The organism is Gemmata sp. SH-PL17 (assembly GCF_001610855.1).
GTDB lineage: Bacteria > Planctomycetota > Planctomycetia > Gemmatales > Gemmataceae > Gemmata > Gemmata massiliana.
This window is the reverse complement of record NZ_CP011271.1, coordinates 6,191,533-6,211,017: the sequence shown is the minus strand read 5'-3', so window position 1 is coordinate 6,211,017 and position 19,485 is coordinate 6,191,533. Positions and strand designations below refer to the sequence as shown.

Genomic DNA, 19,485 nt, shown 5'->3' with positions numbered 1-19,485 from the left:
TCTGCAAGGGAATTTAATAATCGCCGAGAACACGCGCAAAGCAGAAGTCGGCGCTTGCGGTGGTCGAAGATATTGGGTGCGTCAACAACTCGTTCAGGTTCTGGGTGTTGAGCCAGGTATCTTCGCCCATCGTTCGGTTCCTGAGCACCCTCCCGCACACCAAACGAACGCGGCCGGGGAACACCCCGGCCGCATCCCGGTTTGCTCGCGCGTTACTTCCCGATCTCCGGCTTGAAGTCGAGCGTCTTCACGAGGAACGCCCACTGGTCGGCGACTTCCTCGATCATCTTCGTGGTCGGCTTACCGGCCCCGTGCCCGGCCTTCGTCTCGATGCGGATCAGCACCGGGTTCGGGCCAGTGTGGTTCGCCTGGAGCGCCGCTGCGAACTTGAAGCTGTGGCCCGGCACCACGCGGTCGTCGGTGTCGGCGGTCGTCACCATCGTCGGCGGGTACGCCTTCGCGCCGTTCTTCAGGAGCACGTGGTACGGGCTGAACTTGTACAGTTCGTTGAACTCGCTGCTGCTGTCGCTGGAGCCGTAGTCGTCCACCCAGAACCGGCCCGCGGTGAACTTCTGGAACCGCAGCATGTCCATCACGCCCACCGCCGGCAGCGCCGCGCCGAACAGGTCCGGGCGCTGCGTCAGGCACGCGCCCACGAGCAGCCCGCCGTTGCTCCCGCCCTGGATCGCGAGCTTCTTCGGGGAGGTGTACTTCTCTTTCACGAGGTACTCGCCGGCCGCGATGAAGTCGTCGAACACGTTCTGCTTCCGGAGCTTCGTCCCGGCGCGGTGCCACTCGTCGCCGTACTCGCCGCCGCCGCGCAGGTTGGCCACCGCGAGCACGCCGCCCATCTCCATCCACTGCAACCGCGACACCGAGAACCCCGGCGTCAGCGAGATGTTGAACCCGCCGTAGCCGTAGAGCAGCGTGGGGTTCGTGCCGTCCAGCTTGAGGCCCTTCTTGTGGGCGATGAACATCGGCACCTTTGTGCCGTCCTTGCTCGCGTAGAAGACCTGCTTCACTTCGTACTGCGCGGGATCGAATTTCACCTGCGCCTGGCGGATCAGCTTGCTCTCGCCGGTCGCGGGGTCGTAGCGGTAGACGCTCGTGGGCGTGGCGAAGCTGGAGAACGTGTAGAACGTTTCCTTGTCGTCGCGCTTGCCGTTGAAGCCGGCCGCGGTGCCGATGCCGGGCAGTTCCACGTCGCGCACGAACTTGCCGTCCACCTCGTGGACCTTCACCGCGGTCTTCGCGTCCTTCAGGTAGCTGCAGATGAAGCGGTTACCCACGAGGTCCACGCCGTCGAGGACTTCCTTCGCTTCCGCGATGATCGTCTTCCAGTTCTTCTTGTCGGGGTTCTTGGTGTCGATCGCGATGATCTGGTTCTTCGGCGCGTTATAGTCGGTCTTGAAGTAGAACACGCCGCCGTCGTTACCCAGGAAGGTGAACTTATTGTCGTGGTTGTCGACGAGTTCCACGACCTTGCTGCCCGGCGCGGTGAGATCCTGGTACGCGACGCGGACCTTGTTGCTGGTGGTGCCGTCGCCGATGGAGACGATGAGGAACTTACCGTCCTCGGTCACGCCGCCGCCGATGGTCCACTTCGGGCTGTCCGTGCGCTCGTAGATCAGCTTGTCTTCGCTCTGCGGCGTCCCGAGTTTGTGGTAGTAGAGCTTCATGTCCACGTTCAGATCCTGGAACGCGGCCCCGGACTTCGGTTCCGGGAACCGGCTGTAGTAGAAACCCGCGTTGTCCTTCGTCCACGACGCGCTGCTGAACTTCACCCACTTCAGTTCGTCGTCGCGCGTCTTGCCCGCGGCCACGTCGAACACCTTCCACGTGTTCCAGTCCGAACCGGCCTCGGCGGTGCCGTAGGCGATGAGCTTCGCGTCGTCGCTCACCTCCAGCCCGGCGAGCGCGACGGTCCCGTCCTTGGTCCAGGTGTTCGGGTCCATCAGCATCTTCGCGTCGCCGTCGAGCGTGTCCTGCACGTACAGCACGTTCTGGTTCTGGAGCCCGTTGTTCTTGAAGAAGAAGTACCGCCCGTTGTGGCGGGACGGGGCCGAGATCTTCTCGTAGTTCCAGAGGTCGGTGATGCGCTTCTTGATCGCCTCGCGCTCGGGGATCGATTCGAGGAACGCGGTGGTGACTTTGTTCTCGGCCTCGACCCACGCGGCCACGTCCTTCGACTTGCGCACGTCGTCTTCGAGCCACCGGTACGGGTCAGCGACCTTCGTGCCGTGGTAATCGTCTACGACCTCGCCCTTTTTGGTATCGGGGTACTTCAACTTCTTCGGCTCCTCGGCTCGGGTCGTCGAAACTAGGGTCGCGGTGAGTGCCGCGATCGTTACTGCCATTGCCCAGCGTGTCAGGCGCATGGGTGCTCCTTTGAAGAGATGACAGAGAGGATGGGGACGATTATACGCGGCCCGGGAGAAGAAAACGTCCTCCCGGGCCGCACGGCGGAACGAGCGGATCAGGGGCCGCGTTCTTCGGCCCCGGCGCCGAGTAACCCGTCGAACGCCTCTCGCATGATCCACGCCTGGCGCGTCACGTTGAGAACCGTGCTCGCGTCCGTGAGGGCTGTGCGCAGAGCGGCTTTGACGTCGTCCGGTGTGGCGGGGCTGTTAACGAGTAGCCGGGCGGTGCAAGCGTAGACCTCGTAGCACCCGCGGTGGTCGCCCGCGTTGAAGGCCGGTGCGCCGATGGAGATCGCCATCGAGATCAGTGCGAGCACTTGGCGCGGGGTGATCTCGCCGCCCGCGCCGCCCAGTTCGCCGATCGCGTCGAAGGCGTGTCGCATGGCCCACGCCTGGGCGTCCGGCTCGCTCAGTTCGCGGCACTTCGCGAGCGCGTCGCGGAGCTGCGCGGCCGCGGGTTCCGGGATCTGATCGACGGTAGATAAAACGATCCGCGCCGTGCAGGAGTACACGTCGAAGCACCCTTGATGGTCGCCGGTGTTGTACGCGGGGGCGCCGATCGCGATGGCCCGGCCGATGAGCGTTTGCGCCGCGGCGAGCGGATCGGTCGGGAGCGCCTCGTCGGGCGACTCGGCGTCACCGAGTAGAGCTTCGATCGCGTCCCGGAGTGCTTCGTTTTGTGCTTCTGGGGCGCTTTCGTTTTCGGCCTCGTCGGTCGCGCGTTCGAGGCGGAAGTCCGCGACCTCACTCAACCCGCGGACCCGCCGCGTGAGGCGCACGGCACACGCGAGCAGTGCGTAGCTCCCGGCGAAGTCCCCGGTCCCCGCGGCCCGGGCCGCGAGTCGACTGGCCGCAACTAGCAGCGGGCGCGCCGGCCCTAACGGGTCCGGAGCTTCGTCGTCGAACGATGCCATAACGGGACTCTTGTGAACGCGGCCGGGCGCGATTCGCCACCCGTGCCGGTACATCTTACGCGCGGGGGCTGAGGGCCGGGTAGCCCGTGGATCAGGTGGAATTGCGGGCGCCGAGCGCGGCGCGGACCACTTCGAGCAGTTCGGCCATCGGGAACGGCTTTTCGAGAAGGGGTTCGTCGGGCGGGAGCGGGTGGGGTTCGAGTTCGGACCCGCCGGCGAACGCGGACATGAAGAGGACCGGGAGGTCCGGGCGCAGGGCGCGTACTCGTGCGGCCAGTTCCACGCCGGTGGCGAACGGCATCACGACGTCGGTGAGTACGAGATCGAACGCGGACGGGGTGGCGGCGAACAGGTGGCCCGCGTCGCGCCCGTTGGTCGCTGTGACCACGGCGAACCCGGCCCGTTCCAGCACGATGCGGACGAAGTCGCGCACCGAGTCATCGTCGTCGGCCACGAGGAGCGTAGCCCGGCTCGGGCCGCGGGCCGGTTTCGGGGCCGCGCGGTTCCGGGAGGGTGGCGGGGAGGGCGGATCGGACGGCATCGCACACCCGAACTACGTCGTGCTGTTGGGTCGGTGTCGCAGATCAAAAAGACAAAAAGACGAAACGTGTGTGGTATTCGTATGAGGGACCGGACCGTTGCGGCAACGGACCGGTCCGCGGATTCCCGAGATTCCGGGCGTCAGCAGCACTCCCCGAGGATCGCGGCCACGGACGCGGCGTCCGGGTAGCGCGCGGTCGGGTCTTTTTGGAGCAGCCGCAGGATCATGTCCTCGAGCCAGTCCGGGACCGTGGGGCGCAGCCGGCGCGGTGCCTCCGGATCCTTCGTGCAGACCGCGTTGAACACGGCCGCCACGGTCTGGCCCGGGAACGGGACGCGCCCGGTGACCATGTGGTACATCACCCCGCCCAGCCCGAACAGGTCGGACCGCGTGTCCGCCCCGCGCCCCTGAACGGTTTCCGGGGCCATGAAGAACGGGGTGCCGATCAGGGTGCCGTCGGCGGTCACTTTCGCGTCGTCGATCACCCGGGCCAAGCCGAAGTCGGTGATCTTGGCCCGGCCGCTTTCGTCCTCGATCAGGATGTTCGCGGGCTTGATGTCGCGGTGGATGATCTGTTTGGCGTGTGCGGCGGCCAGCCCGGAGGCGATCTGACGCGCCGCGCTCAGTGCGAGCAGGACCGGCATCGATCCGTGCTGCTCGACGCGCGTTTCCAAGCAACTCCCGTTCACGTACTCCATCGCGAGGTACGGGATCCCGTTCAGCTCGCGCACGGCGTGGATGCCGACCACGTTCTCGTGCTGGATCGAGGCCGCGACCCGGGCCTCGCGCGCGAACCGCTGGCGCGCGACCGGCGCGGAGGCCAGTTCCGGCGCGAGCATCTTGATCGCCACGAACCGGGCCAGGCTCGGCTCGAACGCTTTGAACACGATCCCCATTGCGCCGCGCCCGAGGATGCTCTGCAGCTCGTAGTCCCCGAGTTTGCATCCGCCCGCGGGCATGTTTTTGGCGAACTCGGGGCGGAACTCGACGGGACCGGCACCACCCGCGGGCGCCGGTGTGCGCGAGGGCGGGGCTGTCGGGGGCTTCGGGCGCAGCCGCGTCGACTCGTTCGGGCGCGTGCCCGTGGCCGATGCCGACGACCCGTTCGCCCGCGTCGCCGAGGACGGGCCGCTCATCCGGTTGCGGCTGGTCTCGACGGTGAGGTTCACCAACTCGGCGGCGCCGGCGGCGAGCACCGCGGCGTAGTTCGGGCACTGGCCGATGTCCTGGTTGAGCACGGCCGCGAACGCCTCGATCTTCGGCGCGACGCTCTGGAGGAACGCGACCAGCGCCTGGCGCGGCAAGTGGAACCGGTCCTTCGCCGTGTTCAGCACGCGGTTGAGGAGCTCCGGGTTCTGGGCGACGGTGTCGAGTTGGACGAGGTAGTTCGCGAACTGCAGCAGTTCGGCGCGGTTGTGGTGCACCTTCCCGCCGGGCGCGGCCAGCGCGGGCTGGTGGTGGTACCGGATCGGCTCCACGATGTCGGGCGGGAGCTTCCACTGCTGGAGGATCTCGGCCGTGATGTCCGCGTGGTCGATCCCGAACGATTCGAGTTCCGCCGCACACGGGTCTTCAATCAGCCGGTCGCCGTAGTATTCGACGTGCTTGGCCCAGGTGTCCGCGTACATCTGGCGCAGGAGCAGTTCGCCGAGGTCGCGGAGCAGTCCGGCCACGAGGTCGTCGTCCGGGTTGGCGCGCCGCACGAGTATGGCCAGTTCCCGCGCGATGATGGCCCCGCCCACGGAGGTCATCCAGTACTCGCGCATCGCCGCTTCGGTCCCGCGCCCGAACTTCACGGCGGGGATCGACAGGCCGAGGGCCAGCGAGCGGACGGTGTTCAGCCCGATCACGTGGACCGCGCGGGCGACCGAGGAGATCGGCTGCTTCAGCCCGTAGATACACGAATTCACGGCGCGGAGGAGTTTTCCGCACAGGGCCGAATCGAGCGCGAGCAGCGTAACGATTTCGGACGGTTCGCAGTCGGGGCGCGACGCCGCGGTCACGACCTGGAGCGCGACCGCGGGTGCGGCCGGGAGCCGCGTCGGGTCGAGAACGGCCGCGAGCACCTCTTCCCGGGCGGCACGGTGCCGCGGAGGGAGCGGAATTGCGGGCGGGGGATAGATTGTTGTCGACACCTGACCATCCCTAGTGGATTGCGCCCCGGAGGGACGTTACGGGTCGAAGGATAGCACTGAAATCTGGGTCACGAACGGGGGCCGGTCAAGTCGGGCGCGAATGACCCATCGGCGATTGGTTGAATGTTTACGCCCGGGGGCGGAGCGACTTACGCAATCGGCTCGGATTTTTGCGAGTGTGCCGTGAATCCTGTGGATTCCCACATGGAATCTTCGACTCTCTTGTTAGAGGGTAAAATCGAGTTTTTATTTCTGACGCGCGCACTTCGCGGAATCGAAACGCGGTTGCCGCGGGGTGCGGGAACCGTAACGCTAGGTAATCGCATTCTTTCCGACGTCTGGGGGCCAAGAATGACGCAGCCCTTCCGCACCAGCCGCGGGCGCCCGCTGCCGCTCGGCCCGTCGCTCACGCCCGACGGGGCGAACTTCGCGCTCCTCTGCCGCCACGGGCAACGGGTCACGCTCGTGATTCTTCCTGTTGGTGGTGGGAACACTCCACTGGCGGAGTTCCCGCTCGAAGCCCGGAAGAACCGGACCGGCGACCACTGGCACATCCGCGTTCACGATTTGCCGGAGGCGTTCTGCTACGGCTGGCGCGTGGACGGTCCGCACGGCCCGCGCACGCGGTTCGACTCGTCGCGCTTGTTGCTCGACCCGTCCGCGGTGATGCTCTCGGACAACGCGGAGTGGGCCGGTACCTGCGAAACCGATCCGCAGCGCACGAGCCGCCGGAGCCTGTACCGGCGCGGCACGCGCTACAACTGGGAGGACGACACCCCGCCGCTCACCGAGTACGAGGATTCGCTCATCTACGAGGTCCACGTGCGCGGGTTCACGTGCGACCCGTCTAGCGGCGTCGCGGATCGGGGAACGTTTCGCGGACTGGTTGAGAAGATTCCGTACCTGAAGTGGCTCGGGGTGACGGCCGTCGAGCTGATGCCCGTGTTCGAGTGGGACGAGTGCGACTGCCCGTTCGTGAACCCGGAAACGGGCGAGAAATTGACCAACTTCTGGGGGTACAACCCGGTCGCGTTCGCGGCGCCGAAGGCCGGGTTCGCGGCCAGCGCCAGACAGTTCGGCCAGACGCACGAGTTCCGCGACATGGTAAAGGCCATGCACGCGGCCGGCATCGAGGTGATTCTGGACGTGGTGTTCAACCACACCGGGGAGGGCAACGACGCCGGGCGCACCTACAGCTTCCGCGGGCTGGACAACGAGTTGTACTACCTGATGGACGATCAGGGGAAGTACCTGAACTACTCGGGGTGCGGGAACACGGTGAACTGCAACCACCCGATCGTCCGCGATCTTATCATGACGTGCCTGCGGTACTGGGTCGGGGACATGCACGTGGACGGGTTCCGGTTCGACCTCGCCTCGATCTTGGGGCGCGACCGGCGCGGGAACGTGATGGTCGAACCCCCGGTGATCGAGAGCATCACCGAGGACGGCGTGCTGGCGGACACGAAGCTCATCGCCGAGCCGTGGGACGCGGGCGGGCTGTATCAAGTGGGGCGGTTCCCGTTCGGGCGCCGGTGGAGCGAGTGGAACGGCAAGTACCGCGACGACGTGCGCCAGTTCTGGAAGGGCGATTACGGCATGACGTCCGCGCTCGCGGACCGCATTTGCGGCAGCGCGGACCTGTACCAGTGGAGCGGCCGGCTCCCGCGCCACTCGGTGAACTTCGTCACCGCGCACGACGGGTTCACGCTCAACGACCTCGTGAGTTACAACGAGAAGCACAACGAGGCGAACGGCGAACAGGGCCGCGACGGGGAGAACCACAACAACTCGTGGAACTGCGGCGCCGAGGGTGAAACGACCGACCCGGCCGTTCTCGCGCTCCGCGAGCGGCAGGCCAAGAACATGATGACGACCCTGATGATTAGCCAGGGCGTGCCCATGCTGTTGGCCGGTGACGAGTTCCTGCGCACCCAGCAGGGGAACAACAACGCTTGGTGCCAGGACAACGAGATTTCGTGGGTGAACTGGGCGCTCGCGGAGAAGAATAAGGATTTCCTGCGCTTCGTGCGGGAGCTGATTCACATGCGGAAGCGCCACCCGGCGTTGCGGCGCCGGCGGTTCTTCGTCGGCGAGTTCATGCGCGGCGAGCCGGCGCGCGAGGTGCGCGGGTTCCCCGCGACCACGCCGCCTCCAGTTGCGGCGGGCGAGCCGGGGAAAGCGGTACACGGGGGCGAGGTGTTCCCGTCTGCCGGTCCCGTGCGCCCCGGGGACGCGGGGCTGCCGCCGGGAGCCGATACGAGTACGGTCGCCGAGTTCGCCCGGGCCGGGCGCGAGATGGGGGCGGCCGTTCTGCCGGCACTGGCCGACATCCACTGGCACGGCACGGAACCGTACCAGCCGGATTGGGGGCACTCGTCGCGCACGCTGGCGTTCGCACTGGACGGCCGGTTCACCGGACGCGAACACGACCCCGATTACCACATCGATAATGATTTCTACGTCGCGATGAACGCCTGGAGCGAGCCGCTGAAGTTCCGCATCCCACCGGCCCCGACGCGGCGGCGCTGGCGCCGGATGATCGACACCGCGCTGCCGAGCCCGGATGACATCATCCCGACCGAGAACGGCCCCGTCGTCCCCGAGGGGAGCGTGTGCACGGTGGCCGCGTTCAGCACGCTGGTGCTGATCTCGGAGGCGTGATTCGCGCTGTTGGATGTTTACAGCGCGCGGCGGAAGAGATCGGCTGCGAGCCCGATCGCGAGTCGCGCGGTGGACGGATCGTAGCGCTCGCCCTCGTCGCGTAGGAAAGCGTGTGCGGCGTTGAACTCGTGCCAGGTGAACCACGTGCCGGCCGATTCGAGCGCGTCGTAGATGGCTCGGCGGCCCGCGCTGGGGACGTGCGGGTCTTGGCGCCCGAACACCATCAGCAGTTCTCCGCTAATCTCTATGGCGTGGGCGAGTGAGTCCGCCCCGCCACCTTTACCGAGAGTGCCGGTGTGGAGGTCGGTGGGGTAGAAGCACGCGGTCGCTCGCACTTCGGGTAACAGGGCCGCGCGGAACGCCAGGTGCCCACCGAGGCAGATGCCGACTGCCCCCACGCTGCCGTTACACGCGCGGTGAGCCAGGAGCGCATCGACCACGGCGCGGGCGTCCGCGTCGAATTCCGCCATCGGAATGATTTGCTTCAGTGCGTTCCCGCGGTTCTTCCCCGCGTCGTCGTAGCCGAGCACGCACCCGGCCGGTTCGTGCGCGTGGTACACCTCTGGCACCGCGACCAAATACCCCAAACTCGCGAACTGGAGCGCGAGTCGGCGCACGGGGGGCGTTTGCTGAAAGATTTCGGAGTACAGCACCAACCCTGCGCGCGCGGTCGGTGGGCGCCCCGGTTCGTGCGGGGTGTAGAAGTACGTGCGCATCGGGCCGGTGGGCGTGGCGATATCGGCGACGGAGTCGGTGACGGTCATCGGCGGTTCTCGAAGTGGTTACGAGTGCGAGTACCGCTTCTTGTATCACGTGGCAGGTGTTTCACGAAGAGCCGAGATAAGAAGATGAGCGACGGATGACACCGATAACACGGATCAAGACCGAAAGTGTTTTAACACCGTCTGTTGTCTTGATCCGTGTTATCGGTGTCATCCGTGGCTCCGATTGTTACTCCAGAACCTCACTCACGACGCCCGAGCCGACGGTTTTCCCGCCCTCGCGGATCGCGAACCGGCTCCCCGTCTCCAGCACGATGGGCCGGTCGAGGTTCACTTCGATGCGGGCGTTGTCGCCCGGCATCACCATTTCGACGTCCTCTGGCATGGTCACCACCCCGGTCACGTCCGTGGTGCGGACGTAGAACTGGGGCTTGTACCCGTTGAAGAACGGCGTGTGGCGCCCGCCCTCGTCCTTGCGCAGCGCGTACACCTCGGCCCGGAACCGCGCACGCGGGCGGATCGACTTCGGCGCGACGAGCACCTGCCCGCGCTGCACCTGATCGGCCTTCACGCCGCGCAGCCGCACGCCGACGTTCTGCCCCGCGACGCCCGCCGCGAGCGGTTCGTGGAACGCCTCGACTCCGGTGACGACCGACTCGATGGCCTCGCCGTAGCCAAGCACTTCCACCTTGTCGCCCGTGGCAACTCGCCCCTGCTCGATCAGGCCCGTGACGACCGTGCCCAAACCCTCGATCGAGTACACGCCTTCGACCGCGAGGAGGAAGGGCTTGTCCACCTTCCGCACCGGGGCCGGGACGTGCGAGTCGAGTGCCGCGAGCAGGTTGTCGATGCACCTGGCGAAGTCCGGGTCGCCGGGGTGGTCGAGCGCGCCCTTCGCGTTGCCGCGAACGAACGGCACCGTGTCCCCGTCGAACCCGTAGCGCGTGAGCAGGTCGCGCGTTTCGAGTTCGATGAGGTCGAGCAGCTCCGGGTCGGACACGAGGTCCACCTTGTTGACGAACACCACCAGGTGCGGCACGCCCACTTGCCGCGCGAGCAGCACGTGCTCGCGCGTCTGCGGCATCGGGCCGTCCACGGCAGAGATCAGCAGCACCGCGCCGTCCATTTGTGCGGCCCCGGTAATCATGTTCTTCACGTAGTCCGCGTGCCCGGGACAGTCGGTGTGGGCGTAGTGCCGCGTGGCCGTCTCGTAATGGACGTGCGCCGAATTAATGGTGACCGTCTTGGTTTCGTCGCGCTTGGTGCCGCCCTTGGCGATGGCGTCGTAGCGCTTCGCCTCGGCCAGCCCCTTTTGGGCCTGGACCGCGAGGATGGCGGCCGTCAGGGTTGTCTTGCCGTGGTCGATGTGGCCAATGGTGCCGACGTTGACGTGAACCTTGTGCATGGGGATCGAGTCTCCCAGATCGCGCCGAGCGATCGCGGGTTTGGCCGGTCTTCGCGCCCGGCTGTGGCTACAGCCTTTTTTTCGCGACGAGCGAATCCAGGGCGGGTCGGTCCGGCAAAGTGCCACTTGGCGACAGTTAGACACAGCAGGCGGGTGAAGGGTTCAGGGTGGGAGTGAGGGCCGTTGCTGTGTGCGAAGGAAAGGGGTAGCATCGAATTCTGAAGCGGTAGTGCGGAGGAGGCTACTCGATGTGGCGGTTATTTTGCTTCGTTGGGCCGCTATTCCTCTATGGGTGCCAACCCGCCCCGCGGCTCGATCCAAGTAAACCGTGGCAGATCGAATTCGGTCGAGGAAGTGGTTTGGAAGGGTTGGATACCATCAAACTCAATCAGAATGGTAAGGCGATCCTACACCGTAGGAAATCTGAGTTGCGGGGAGATGTAACCGTTGATTCTTGGGAAACAACCACCGTCGTTCTTTCGCCGGAAAAGGTCGCCAAGATACTCGACGCGGTCGCCGAGAATCGCCTGCTGGAACTGAGCAAGGCGTACCACTCCCGCATGCACGACGGCACCCAGTGGGTGCTCTGGGTTCGTCAGGGTGAGTGGGAGAAAGCCGTGTACTTCAACAATCGTTTTCCAGACTCGATCGTTCAGTTCGCCAAGAAGTTGGACGGAGTTCTGACCGGCGAGGATTCTCAATGGCACGCTGTGCCGGACAAGGGGGCTCGTGATCACGAGCGAGACTTGTGGGATAGTATCAAGAGGTAGACAAAGCCCTGTGCGGCGCTCGTGGTCTCGACGTAAGAGGTTGTTTGCGACAGTATGTCGCGTGACGTAGCACTCGCTGACCGTTCGCCACCAAACGGGTAGGCTTCGGGGTATGGATTACAAGCACCTCATCACGATCGAGCCGGACAAGCGGAGCGGGCAGCCGTGCATTCGCGGGCAGCGGATCACTGTTCGTGACGTCCTCGAATATCTCGCTGGTGGCATGTCGGTCGATGAAATATTGGCAGAATTCCCGGATTTGACGGACGAAGATATTCGGGCGTGTCTGGCGTTCGCGGCCGACTGCGGGCACCGAACCGAGGGCGACCGCGGCATGCGTGGGCTGGCGTACCGACGGCACCAATTGCAGCGGGCGAAGGGGCGGGCGTTCCACTACCTTCGTTGGCGGTTCGGCCCGCGGGCCATCACCGGCGAACAGATCGCACGGTACACCGCGGACCGCACACCGTGCTCCTGCTCGTTGTGCGGCAACCCACGGCGCATCACCGGCGCGGTCACGGTACAAGAGATGCGGTCAGGCGGATCGCGCTGACCCCGGAACACATCACACCCACTTCATCAGGACGCCGAGGTAGTTGTCCTTGTCCTTCAACAGCCCCTCGTAGGCGTCGCCGAGTTGCTCCGGGGTGATGGTGTGCGTCACCAATCCCGCGAGGCTCAGGCGCCCGGCGGCGAGTTGCCGAATGAGCCACTTTTGGGCTTTGTCGATGTCCCAGGCGCCCGCGAGTCGCGTGTGGGCCGGCTCGAACAGCATGTTCCCGTGTGCGCCTGTTACTTCGATGTAGCGGCGGTGCAGGTCGTCGTAGAAGTTCACTTCCTTGGCCCGCCCGCGCGGGCTGCCCACCACGACCACCTGACCCGCATCACACGCGAGGCTCATCGCGGTCGGGATCGCATCCGGCACGCCGGTCGCGTCGCCGACGATCTCCGCGCCCTTCGTTCCCAGGAAGGCGTTCAGTTGTTGCTTGATGTCCCCCGCGGTGGGGTCGATGACGTGGTCCGCGCCGGCCGCGAGTGCCGCGTCGCGCCGCATTTTCACTGCGTCGATACCAACGACCGGCCCCGCGCCCGCGGCTAGCAGGCACCGCAGCGAGAACTGTCCGATGATGCCCAACCCCAGCACCGCGGCGCTGCGGCCCACGGTCAGCCCCGCGCGCACGGAAACGCCCATCCCGTAGCGCGAGATGCACGCGATCGAAGCTTTGTCGAACCCGAGATTGTCGGGAATCTTCCACACGCGACAGCGCTCGTGGCCCACCGTGAGGAGTTCTGCCGAGGCGTGATTACCGGGGAAGCTCACGCGGTCGCCTTCCGCGAAACCGCCCGGGAACTCCTTGCCGACCTTCAGCACGCGCCCCGCGGCGGAGTAGCCCGAGCGGAACGGGAACTTCCAGTCCGGCATCGCGGGATCTTTGAGCCACTGGTGCGTGCCCGTGTACACGGCCAGTTCGGTGCCGGCGCTGATCGCCGAGTATTCGGCCCCGATGAGGATCTGGTTCGGGGCGGGATCGGGGATTTCGACCTCGCGCACGGTCGTTTTGAACGGCTCGGTAATGACGGCTTGCCTGGCACGAACCATTTGGAACCTCGGAAGTTGGTGATGTGACGAATTGTAGATGGGAGGGCGATGCGCGGCTCGCAGAACCTAACCCCCGGCCCCTTCCCTGGAAAGGAAGGGGAGCCAGACTTTCGGAATCCGCAGGCGTTGACCGGGTCGGAAGACCGTTTTTTGGTTTTTCTCCCCTTCCTTTCCAGGGAAGGGGTTGGGGGTTAGGTTTCGTGTTCCTCTTCGCGCAAGCGAGTTCCGCGGAGTAGTTCTGGTAACGATACAATCGTCTCGGTGGGCGCGGATTGCGCCAGGGACTCGCGACACAGGGTGAAGGTGCATCATGACGCATCCTCGGTTCGGAATAGGGGTCGGACTCGCTCTCCTCTTCGGCGCGGTCTCGACCGCATCGGCCCAACCCGGCAAGGCGCCACCGGCCGCGGTCCCGTTCAAACAGTTCGGGTCCACGCCCGAGCAGTTCTGGCAATCATCCGTGCTCCGGTGGACCGGGCAACTGTCGCTCGATCTGGAAACGATCAAGGGCGAAATCGCGAACGCGAAGCTCGCACCGGTCGTGCGCGCCGGAATCAACACCCAGGTCGAAAACGCGATCTTGCAGACCCTCGAACTCGACCAACTCGTGCGCAAGGGCGTACCACGGGACAAGGTGTTTGCCGCGTTCGCGGACGTGGAGAAGTCGTTGAACGCGCTCGCGGCGGCCACCAACCAAAACCCGATCGCGAAGCAGGCGACCGCGGCGTCTCTGGCTCGCGCAGACAGCGCGTACCACCAGCTCTCCGCAGCGATCGGCGCCGGCGACACCAGCCCGGACCGCACCAAGCGCCGGTTGCTCCGGCTCACGGACTCGATCGACGACAACACCGAAGAACTGCGGACCATTAGCGCGGACGCGCTGCCGAACGAGCGGCAACTCGACCGTGCCCTCGGTCAATACGCACGAGACGTGCGCGTGCTGGCCCGCCGCGTGCGCGACGATGCCGACGCGAACCAGATCAAACAAGCGTACCTTGCGATGGGCGAGCATTGGGGCGAGGTGCTCGGGCAGCTCGGCCGCTTGCGCGGGGGCCGGCTGCTGTTCAGGCGCAGTCCGGGCGCGTGGACAACTTGCACCGGCGCCTCGGTAGTGTGCTGAACCTGCCGCCCGGCCCCGGGGCACCGCTTCCGCCGCCGGGAGCGCCGGACGTCAAGCGGTTCTCGTTCGCGGTGGGGGCTGATACGGGTGGGCAGCCGCGTGTCACCGTGTTCGCGGATGAAAGGGGCACGGTCGCGTACAACTTCTTCGCTTACGACAAGTCGTTCGACGGTGGCGTCCGCGTAGACATGTCGGACCTCAACGGCGACCGTGTGCCGGATTTGATTGTGGCCCCCGGCCCGGTGCGAGGACCGGGCGCGCCGTTACCCGTCCGTGTGTACGACGGGCGCGACCTGAACCTGCTCGTCGAGTTCGTACCGTTCCCCAACTGGAGGGGCGGGGTTCAGGTTTCTGGGACCGATCTGACCAAAGACGGCCGCGCGCTCATCGCCGTGACCGCCGAGGGCACGCAGCACATCAAGGTCTTCGATCTCGCGCAGGGTAAGGAGATCGATAGCTTCTTCGCCCACGACCAGAAGATAGCTGGCGGCGTGCGAATCGGGTGGGGGGACGCGAACGGCGACGGAATTCCGGACCTGTTCACCGTGAACGGTCCCGGCAACGCGGTCACCACCGTGAAGGTGTTCAACGGGAAGAATCGCGACGTGCTCGGCGAGTTCCCCGTGTTGGACAACAAGTATCGCGGGGGCGCGTACATCGTTGCGGGCGACGTGACTGGCGATGGAGTTGCGAACGCGATCGTCGGACTTGATGCGGGCGCGGTTCCGCTGGTGCGCGTGTTCGATCTGAAGGGCAAGATGCTGGTCGAATGGCTGGCCTACGATGAGCGGTTCCGCGGGGCGTTCGCGTCGCCATGACCGCCCGCAACCGCGTGGTGACCGGCCCGGGCGCCGGGCTGAAGAACAGTCCGCTGCGCATCTTCGACACGGGTCGCGTGAAAGCCCCGCTTGCCGAGATCGTGCCGTTCGTTGGCTTCGACGGCCCGCTGAGTGTGGGCGGGCGCTGAGGCAAAGACGACCTACCCCCCAACCCCCTCCCTAAAGGGAAGGGGAGCAAGACAGGTCGTTGAATTATCCGCCCGTTGTCTCGTGGTGCCGAGTGTCGGCGCCCCGCGAGGCAACGGGCGGAGTATTTCCAGGTGTTGCTGTTTTGTGCGCGCCGGTGTACGCTCAAATCCTTCCCACCGGAGCCGATTCCATGTCGCGATTCCTCGCGGTCGTTGCCCTCGTTCTCAGCGTCGCGCTCCCGCTGCACGCGGCCGACTGGCCCACGTTCCTCGGCCCGACGCGCGACGGCGTTTCCGCGGAGAAGGGCATCATCACTCCGTGGCCCGCGAAGGGGCTGAAGAAGGTCTGGGAGTGCGAACTCGGCATCGGGTTCGCGCCGCCGGTCACCGCCGACGGGCGACTGTTCCACGCGGACCGTTTCGGCGACAACGTTCGCCTCACCGCGCGCGAAGCCGCAACGGGCAAGCTCCTCTGGAAGTACGAATACCCCACCGAATACAAGGACATTTACGGCTACGACCCCGGTCCGCGCGCGTGCCCGGTGGTCGAGGGGGATCGTGTGTATCTGTACGGTCCCGATGGCGTGCTCTGCTGCCTGAACGTTGCCACGGGGAAAGAGGTGTGGAAGGTCGATACGAAGGCGAAATACTTCTTCCATCAGAACTTCTTCGGTGCCGGGAGCGTGCCCGTCATCGACGGTGATCTGCTCATCCTGCCCGTCGGCGGGAGCGTGAAAGGGCCGCGCCCGGTGGACTTCCGCATGGTGAAGCCGAACGACACTGGGTTGGTCGCCTTCGACAAGAAGACCGGCGCCGTGAAGTACGCGACGGGCGACGAACTCGCGAGTTATTCCAGCCCGGTCATTACCACGCTCAACGGTAAGAAGACGGGCCTGTACTTTGGGCGCGGTGGGTTGATGGGCTTCGACCCGCAAACGGGCAAGAGCGAGTTCTACTACCCCTGGCGCGCGCGGAACGAGGAGAGTGTGAACGCGAGCAACCCCGTCGTGGTCGGCGACAGGGTACTGCTCACCGAGTGCTATGGTGTGGGCGGCGCGCTTCTCGATCTGAAGGGCGGCAAACTGAAGGAAGTCTGGACTGACAAGGAGAAGGACGCGGGCGATCAGTCGCTGATGTGCCACTGGAACACGCCGATCCACGTAAACGGCTTCGTGTACGGCAGCAGCGGGCGCCACACGGAAGACTCCGACATCCGGTGCATCGAGCTCGCGACCGGTGACGTAAAGTGGCGCCAGCGGCGCACGAAGCGGTGCAGCCTCACGCTCGTGGACGGGCACTTCATCAGCCTGTCGGAGTACGGCGACCTCGTGCTCATCAAAGTGAACGCGACCAAGTACGAAGAGGTCTCGAAGTACGAGGTGCCGGGGCTGGAGTACCCGTGCTGGGCCGCGCCCGTTGTGAGTAACGGCCTGCTCTACGTGCGCGGCAAGGAGAAGCTGATGGCGCTGGAACTGATACCGGCGAAGTAGGAGAAGGGGTGAAAGTGTGAGCGGGTGAAGGGGTGAAAATGCCCGGTGTTGTCGCTGGTTTCCCAGGTTGCGGTGGCGGTGAGTTGCGGTCGCGGTTTGATCCCAGGGTGCGCGTCTGCGCCGCGACCTTGGGGACAAACAGGCGCGTCCCGGGAATTCGCCTTTTCACCCCTTCACCCGCTCACACTTTCACCCCTTCTCCATCACCGCCGGGCGCGTTCGGCGAGCGCGGTCCGAACGGGTTCCGGGAGGAACTTCGACAGGTTGCCGTCCAGGGCGGCGATTTGCCGCAGGAGCGACGAGCTGACGTGCGAGAACTCTTCCTTCGCCATCAGGAACAGTGTTTCGATTTGCGGGTCTTGGGCGAGGTTCATGAGCGACATGGTGAATTCGTACTCCATGTCGGAGAGCGTGCGCAGCCCGCGGAGCATGATGCGGGCGCCGCAATCGCGGACGAACCGCACCGCGAGGCCCTCGAACGACAGCACCTCGACGTTCGACAGCGGCTCCGCGTTGTCGCCCTTTCCGCTGGTCACATCGCGAATGAGCTGCACCCGCTCCTCGATGTTGAACAGCGTTTTCTTGTCGGGGTTGATGCCCACGCCGACGATGAGTTTGTCGAACAGTCGGCTGCCGCGCCGGATGATGTCCAGGTGGCCGTAGTGGACCGGGTCGAACGTGCCGGTGTAAACCGCCACGCGCGGGCTCAGGGTGCTGTCGGACATGCTTCCTCCATTTCAGACCGCGGCCAGGAACCGGTCGAGTTCGCCTTCGGTGTTGTAAGCGTGGGGGCTGACCCGGACGCGCCCGGCGCGGCTGTTTACCGCGATTCCGGCGGCGCGGCACCGGCTTAATACTTCATCGGAGGGGAGCGTCGGGTGCGTGAGGGACACGATACCGGATTTCTCGTTTTCTTCGCGCGAACTGAACACGGTCCAACCGAGGGCCGTCGCCCGGTCGCACAGGTAGTCCGTTAGCTCGATCACGCGGCGCTGTACGTTCTCCGTGCCCGCGTTGAGGAGCAACTCCAGGCTCGCGCCGAACGCGGTGATTCCGGGCATGTTGTACGCACCCCCCTCCCAGCGCCCCGCGTGCGGTTTCAGCCGGAAGTCGATCGTGGTGAACGCCCACGGGTTCACCACACTGTTCGCTCCCACCCCGATGGGGTGCAGGCGCTCGACCCACTCGCGGCGCACGAACCCGATGCCCGCCCCTTCGGGGCCGAGGAGCCACTTGTGGCCGTCCGCGGCGAGCGCATCAATGGGCGTCCTTTGCACATCAATCGGGAACACGCCAAGTGCCTGAATCGCGTCCACAAAGAAGAAAACGTCGCGCTCGCGGCACAGGGCGCCGAGGGCATCGAGATCCTGTCGGAACCCGCTGGCGAACTCGACCGCGGACACCGTGAGCACGCGGGTGCGGTCGTTCATCGCCGCCCGAACGTCGTCGATCGCGATGCGGTTCCCGCGACTCGGGACGATGCGCACTTCGACCCCGCGGTGGGCGAGGTTCATCCACGGGTACTGGTTCGACGGGTACTCTTCGGCCGCGAGTACCACGTTATCACCGGGCTTCCACGGGAACCCTTCGGCAACGACACCGATCCCGTGCGTCGTGTTCGGCACAAAATATACGTCGTCCGCGTGCGGCGCGTTGATGAGTCGGGCGGCGAGTCCGCGAACGTGCGTGAGGCGGTGGAACCACTCGCGGTACGCGGTGATGCCGTTGGCCGCGAGGCTCCGGGCGTAGTCGTGTAGGGCCGCGACCGCCGGAGCGGGCAGCGGCGCGACCGCGGCGTGGTCGAGGAACGCCCAGGTATTTGCGACGGGAAACTGCGCGCGGAACGCGGACCAATCCATATTAAACCCTCACTCGCGCGGCGATTGTGGCTCACGCGTGCCGTGCATACAATCCAAAACTGTTACGTTTACGGGCCGATTTCTTTACGGGGGACGCACCGTGCTGGTGGAACCGGAACGAACAGCATACGACCTCCGGTTCCGCGTGCTGCGGTTCCCGGTGCGGGTCCACCCGTTCTTTTGGCTCGGCACCGCCCTCATGGGGTCGCGGTTGCTCGACATCGGACCCGAGTTCTTGCTCACCTGGGTCGCGGTCGTGTTCGTATCGATCCTGGTTCACGAACTGGGCCACGCGATCGCGTTCCGCCTGTTCGGTACGGACGCCGAAATCGTGTTGTATGCGTTCGGCGGGCTGGCGATCCCGTGGGCAACCGTATCCGGGCGCTGGCGCCGGATCATTGTTTCGCTGGCCGGGCCGTTTGCCGGGTTCTTACTGTGCGGGTTGGTATACGGGTCGAATCAGGCCTTCGAGTGGGCGGGGCCGCGTTCGTCGCTCGTCGTACTGTACGCATACGGCAGTTTGATCTTCGTGAACCTGATTTGGGGATTTGTGAACCTGCTCCCGGTGTTCCCGCTCGACGGCGGGCAGGTGAGCCGGGAACTGTGCATCAAGTTCTGGGGCCGGCGCGGGCAGCGGATCTCGTTGCAGATCTCCTTTGGTTGTGCGCTGCTCCTCGTGGCGTACTCCATCTTCTGTGTCATGGACCAGCGCGGCGCGGGTGCGGGGTTCACGGATCAGTTGCCGTCCTGGGTGCCTACCGGGACCGTCTACACGGCGATTCTCTTCGGTGTGCTCGCGTACCAGAGCTATCAACTCCTGCAACGAATCGAATGGACCGATACTCACTGGGACGATCGGCTTCCGTGGGAGCGATAGG

16 protein-coding genes and 1 pseudogene are annotated in these 19,485 nt (G+C 65.5%); 8 read left to right on the top strand and 9 right to left on the bottom strand.

The window, feature by feature from the left end:
* Window positions 1-212: 212 nt before the first annotated feature.
* The 4 genes from VT84_RS25550 to VT84_RS25535 all read right to left on the bottom strand — a co-directional run bounded on the left by VT84_RS25550 (window position 213) and on the right by VT84_RS25535 (window position 6,010).
* Entirely contained in the window at window positions 213-2,378 is a 2,166-nt protein-coding gene (locus VT84_RS25550; protein WP_082841486.1) for a prolyl oligopeptidase family serine peptidase, read from the bottom strand.
* Between the two features lie 98 nt (window positions 2,379-2,476).
* On the bottom strand, window positions 2,477-3,334 hold the full coding sequence (locus tag VT84_RS25545) for a hypothetical protein (protein ID WP_157469818.1): 858 nt from the start codon (window positions 3,332-3,334) through the stop codon (window positions 2,477-2,479).
* A gap of 91 nt (window positions 3,335-3,425) precedes the next feature.
* Window positions 3,426-3,875 (bottom strand): response regulator, encoded by a 450-nt coding sequence (locus VT84_RS25540; protein WP_082841484.1) that lies wholly within the window; start codon window positions 3,873-3,875, stop codon window positions 3,426-3,428.
* A gap of 140 nt (window positions 3,876-4,015) precedes the next feature.
* Window positions 4,016-6,010 carry a protein kinase domain-containing protein gene (locus VT84_RS25535; protein ID WP_082841483.1) on the bottom strand — a complete coding sequence of 665 codons (1,995 nt, stop codon included), beginning with the start codon at window positions 6,008-6,010 and terminating at the stop codon, window positions 4,016-4,018.
* 351 nt (window positions 6,011-6,361) lie between these two features.
* Between VT84_RS25535 and glgX the strand changes: the two genes are divergently transcribed.
* Window positions 6,362-8,674 (top strand): glycogen debranching protein GlgX, encoded by a 2,313-nt coding sequence (gene glgX, locus VT84_RS25530; protein ID WP_082841482.1) that lies wholly within the window; start codon window positions 6,362-6,364, stop codon window positions 8,672-8,674.
* 17 nt (window positions 8,675-8,691) lie between these two features.
* Here the strand turns inward: glgX and VT84_RS25525 are convergent, their stop codons facing one another.
* Both VT84_RS25525 and tuf read right to left on the bottom strand, forming a co-directional pair.
* Complete coding sequence (locus VT84_RS25525; RefSeq protein ID WP_082841481.1) at window positions 8,692-9,438, bottom strand: dienelactone hydrolase family protein; 747 nt, start codon at window positions 9,436-9,438, stop codon at window positions 8,692-8,694.
* Between the two features lie 187 nt (window positions 9,439-9,625).
* Window positions 9,626-10,801, bottom strand: a complete 1,176-nt coding sequence (gene tuf / locus VT84_RS25520) for an elongation factor Tu (RefSeq protein ID WP_082841480.1) — start codon at window positions 10,799-10,801, stop codon at window positions 9,626-9,628.
* A gap of 248 nt (window positions 10,802-11,049) precedes the next feature.
* Between tuf and VT84_RS25515 the strand changes: the two genes are divergently transcribed.
* Both VT84_RS25515 and VT84_RS42420 read left to right on the top strand, forming a co-directional pair.
* Entirely contained in the window at window positions 11,050-11,571 is a 522-nt protein-coding gene (locus VT84_RS25515; protein WP_157469816.1) for a hypothetical protein, read from the top strand.
* A gap of 112 nt (window positions 11,572-11,683) precedes the next feature.
* Window positions 11,684-11,875 (top strand): annotated as a pseudogene (locus VT84_RS42420) (DUF433 domain-containing protein); the annotation flags it as partial.
* Window positions 11,876-12,136: 261 nt separating this feature from the next.
* Here the strand turns inward: VT84_RS42420 and VT84_RS25505 are convergent.
* Entirely contained in the window at window positions 12,137-13,171 is a 1,035-nt protein-coding gene (locus tag VT84_RS25505) for a zinc-dependent alcohol dehydrogenase (RefSeq protein ID WP_082841477.1), read from the bottom strand.
* A 310-nt stretch (window positions 13,172-13,481) separates the two neighbouring features.
* Between VT84_RS25505 and VT84_RS25500 the strand changes: the two genes are divergently transcribed.
* The 4 genes from VT84_RS25500 to VT84_RS25490 all read left to right on the top strand — a co-directional run bounded on the left by VT84_RS25500 (window position 13,482) and on the right by VT84_RS25490 (window position 16,748).
* Window positions 13,482-14,291, top strand: a complete 810-nt coding sequence (locus VT84_RS25500; protein ID WP_082841476.1) for a hypothetical protein — start codon at window positions 13,482-13,484, stop codon at window positions 14,289-14,291.
* On the top strand, window positions 14,255-15,109 hold the full coding sequence (locus VT84_RS25495) for a hypothetical protein (RefSeq protein WP_157469814.1): 855 nt from the start codon (window positions 14,255-14,257) through the stop codon (window positions 15,107-15,109). Before VT84_RS25500 ends, VT84_RS25495 begins: the two co-directional genes overlap by 37 nt.
* The gene (locus VT84_RS38890) at window positions 15,106-15,258 is read left to right on the top strand and encodes a hypothetical protein (RefSeq protein ID WP_157469812.1); all 153 of its coding nucleotides are present in this window, start codon (window positions 15,106-15,108) and stop codon (window positions 15,256-15,258) included. Before VT84_RS25495 ends, VT84_RS38890 begins: the two co-directional genes overlap by 4 nt.
* 191 nt (window positions 15,259-15,449) lie before the next feature.
* Window positions 15,450-16,748: a PQQ-binding-like beta-propeller repeat protein gene (locus VT84_RS25490; protein ID WP_082841474.1), complete on the top strand. Its 1,299-nt coding sequence runs from the start codon at window positions 15,450-15,452 to the stop codon at window positions 16,746-16,748.
* A gap of 203 nt (window positions 16,749-16,951) precedes the next feature.
* Here the strand turns inward: VT84_RS25490 and coaD are convergent, their stop codons facing one another.
* Both coaD and VT84_RS25480 read right to left on the bottom strand, forming a co-directional pair.
* Window positions 16,952-17,473, bottom strand: coding sequence for a pantetheine-phosphate adenylyltransferase (coaD, locus tag VT84_RS25485; protein WP_082841473.1), 522 nt, complete (start codon window positions 17,471-17,473; stop codon window positions 16,952-16,954).
* A gap of 12 nt (window positions 17,474-17,485) precedes the next feature.
* Window positions 17,486-18,607 (bottom strand): aminotransferase class V-fold PLP-dependent enzyme, encoded by a 1,122-nt coding sequence (locus tag VT84_RS25480; protein WP_082841472.1) that lies wholly within the window; start codon window positions 18,605-18,607, stop codon window positions 17,486-17,488.
* 100 nt (window positions 18,608-18,707) lie between these two features.
* Here VT84_RS25480 and VT84_RS25475 point away from each other — a divergent pair, with 100 nt between their 5' ends.
* Window positions 18,708-19,484: a site-2 protease family protein gene (locus VT84_RS25475; protein ID WP_082841471.1), complete on the top strand. Its 777-nt coding sequence runs from the start codon at window positions 18,708-18,710 to the stop codon at window positions 19,482-19,484.
* Window position 19,485: the final 1 nt, after the last annotated feature.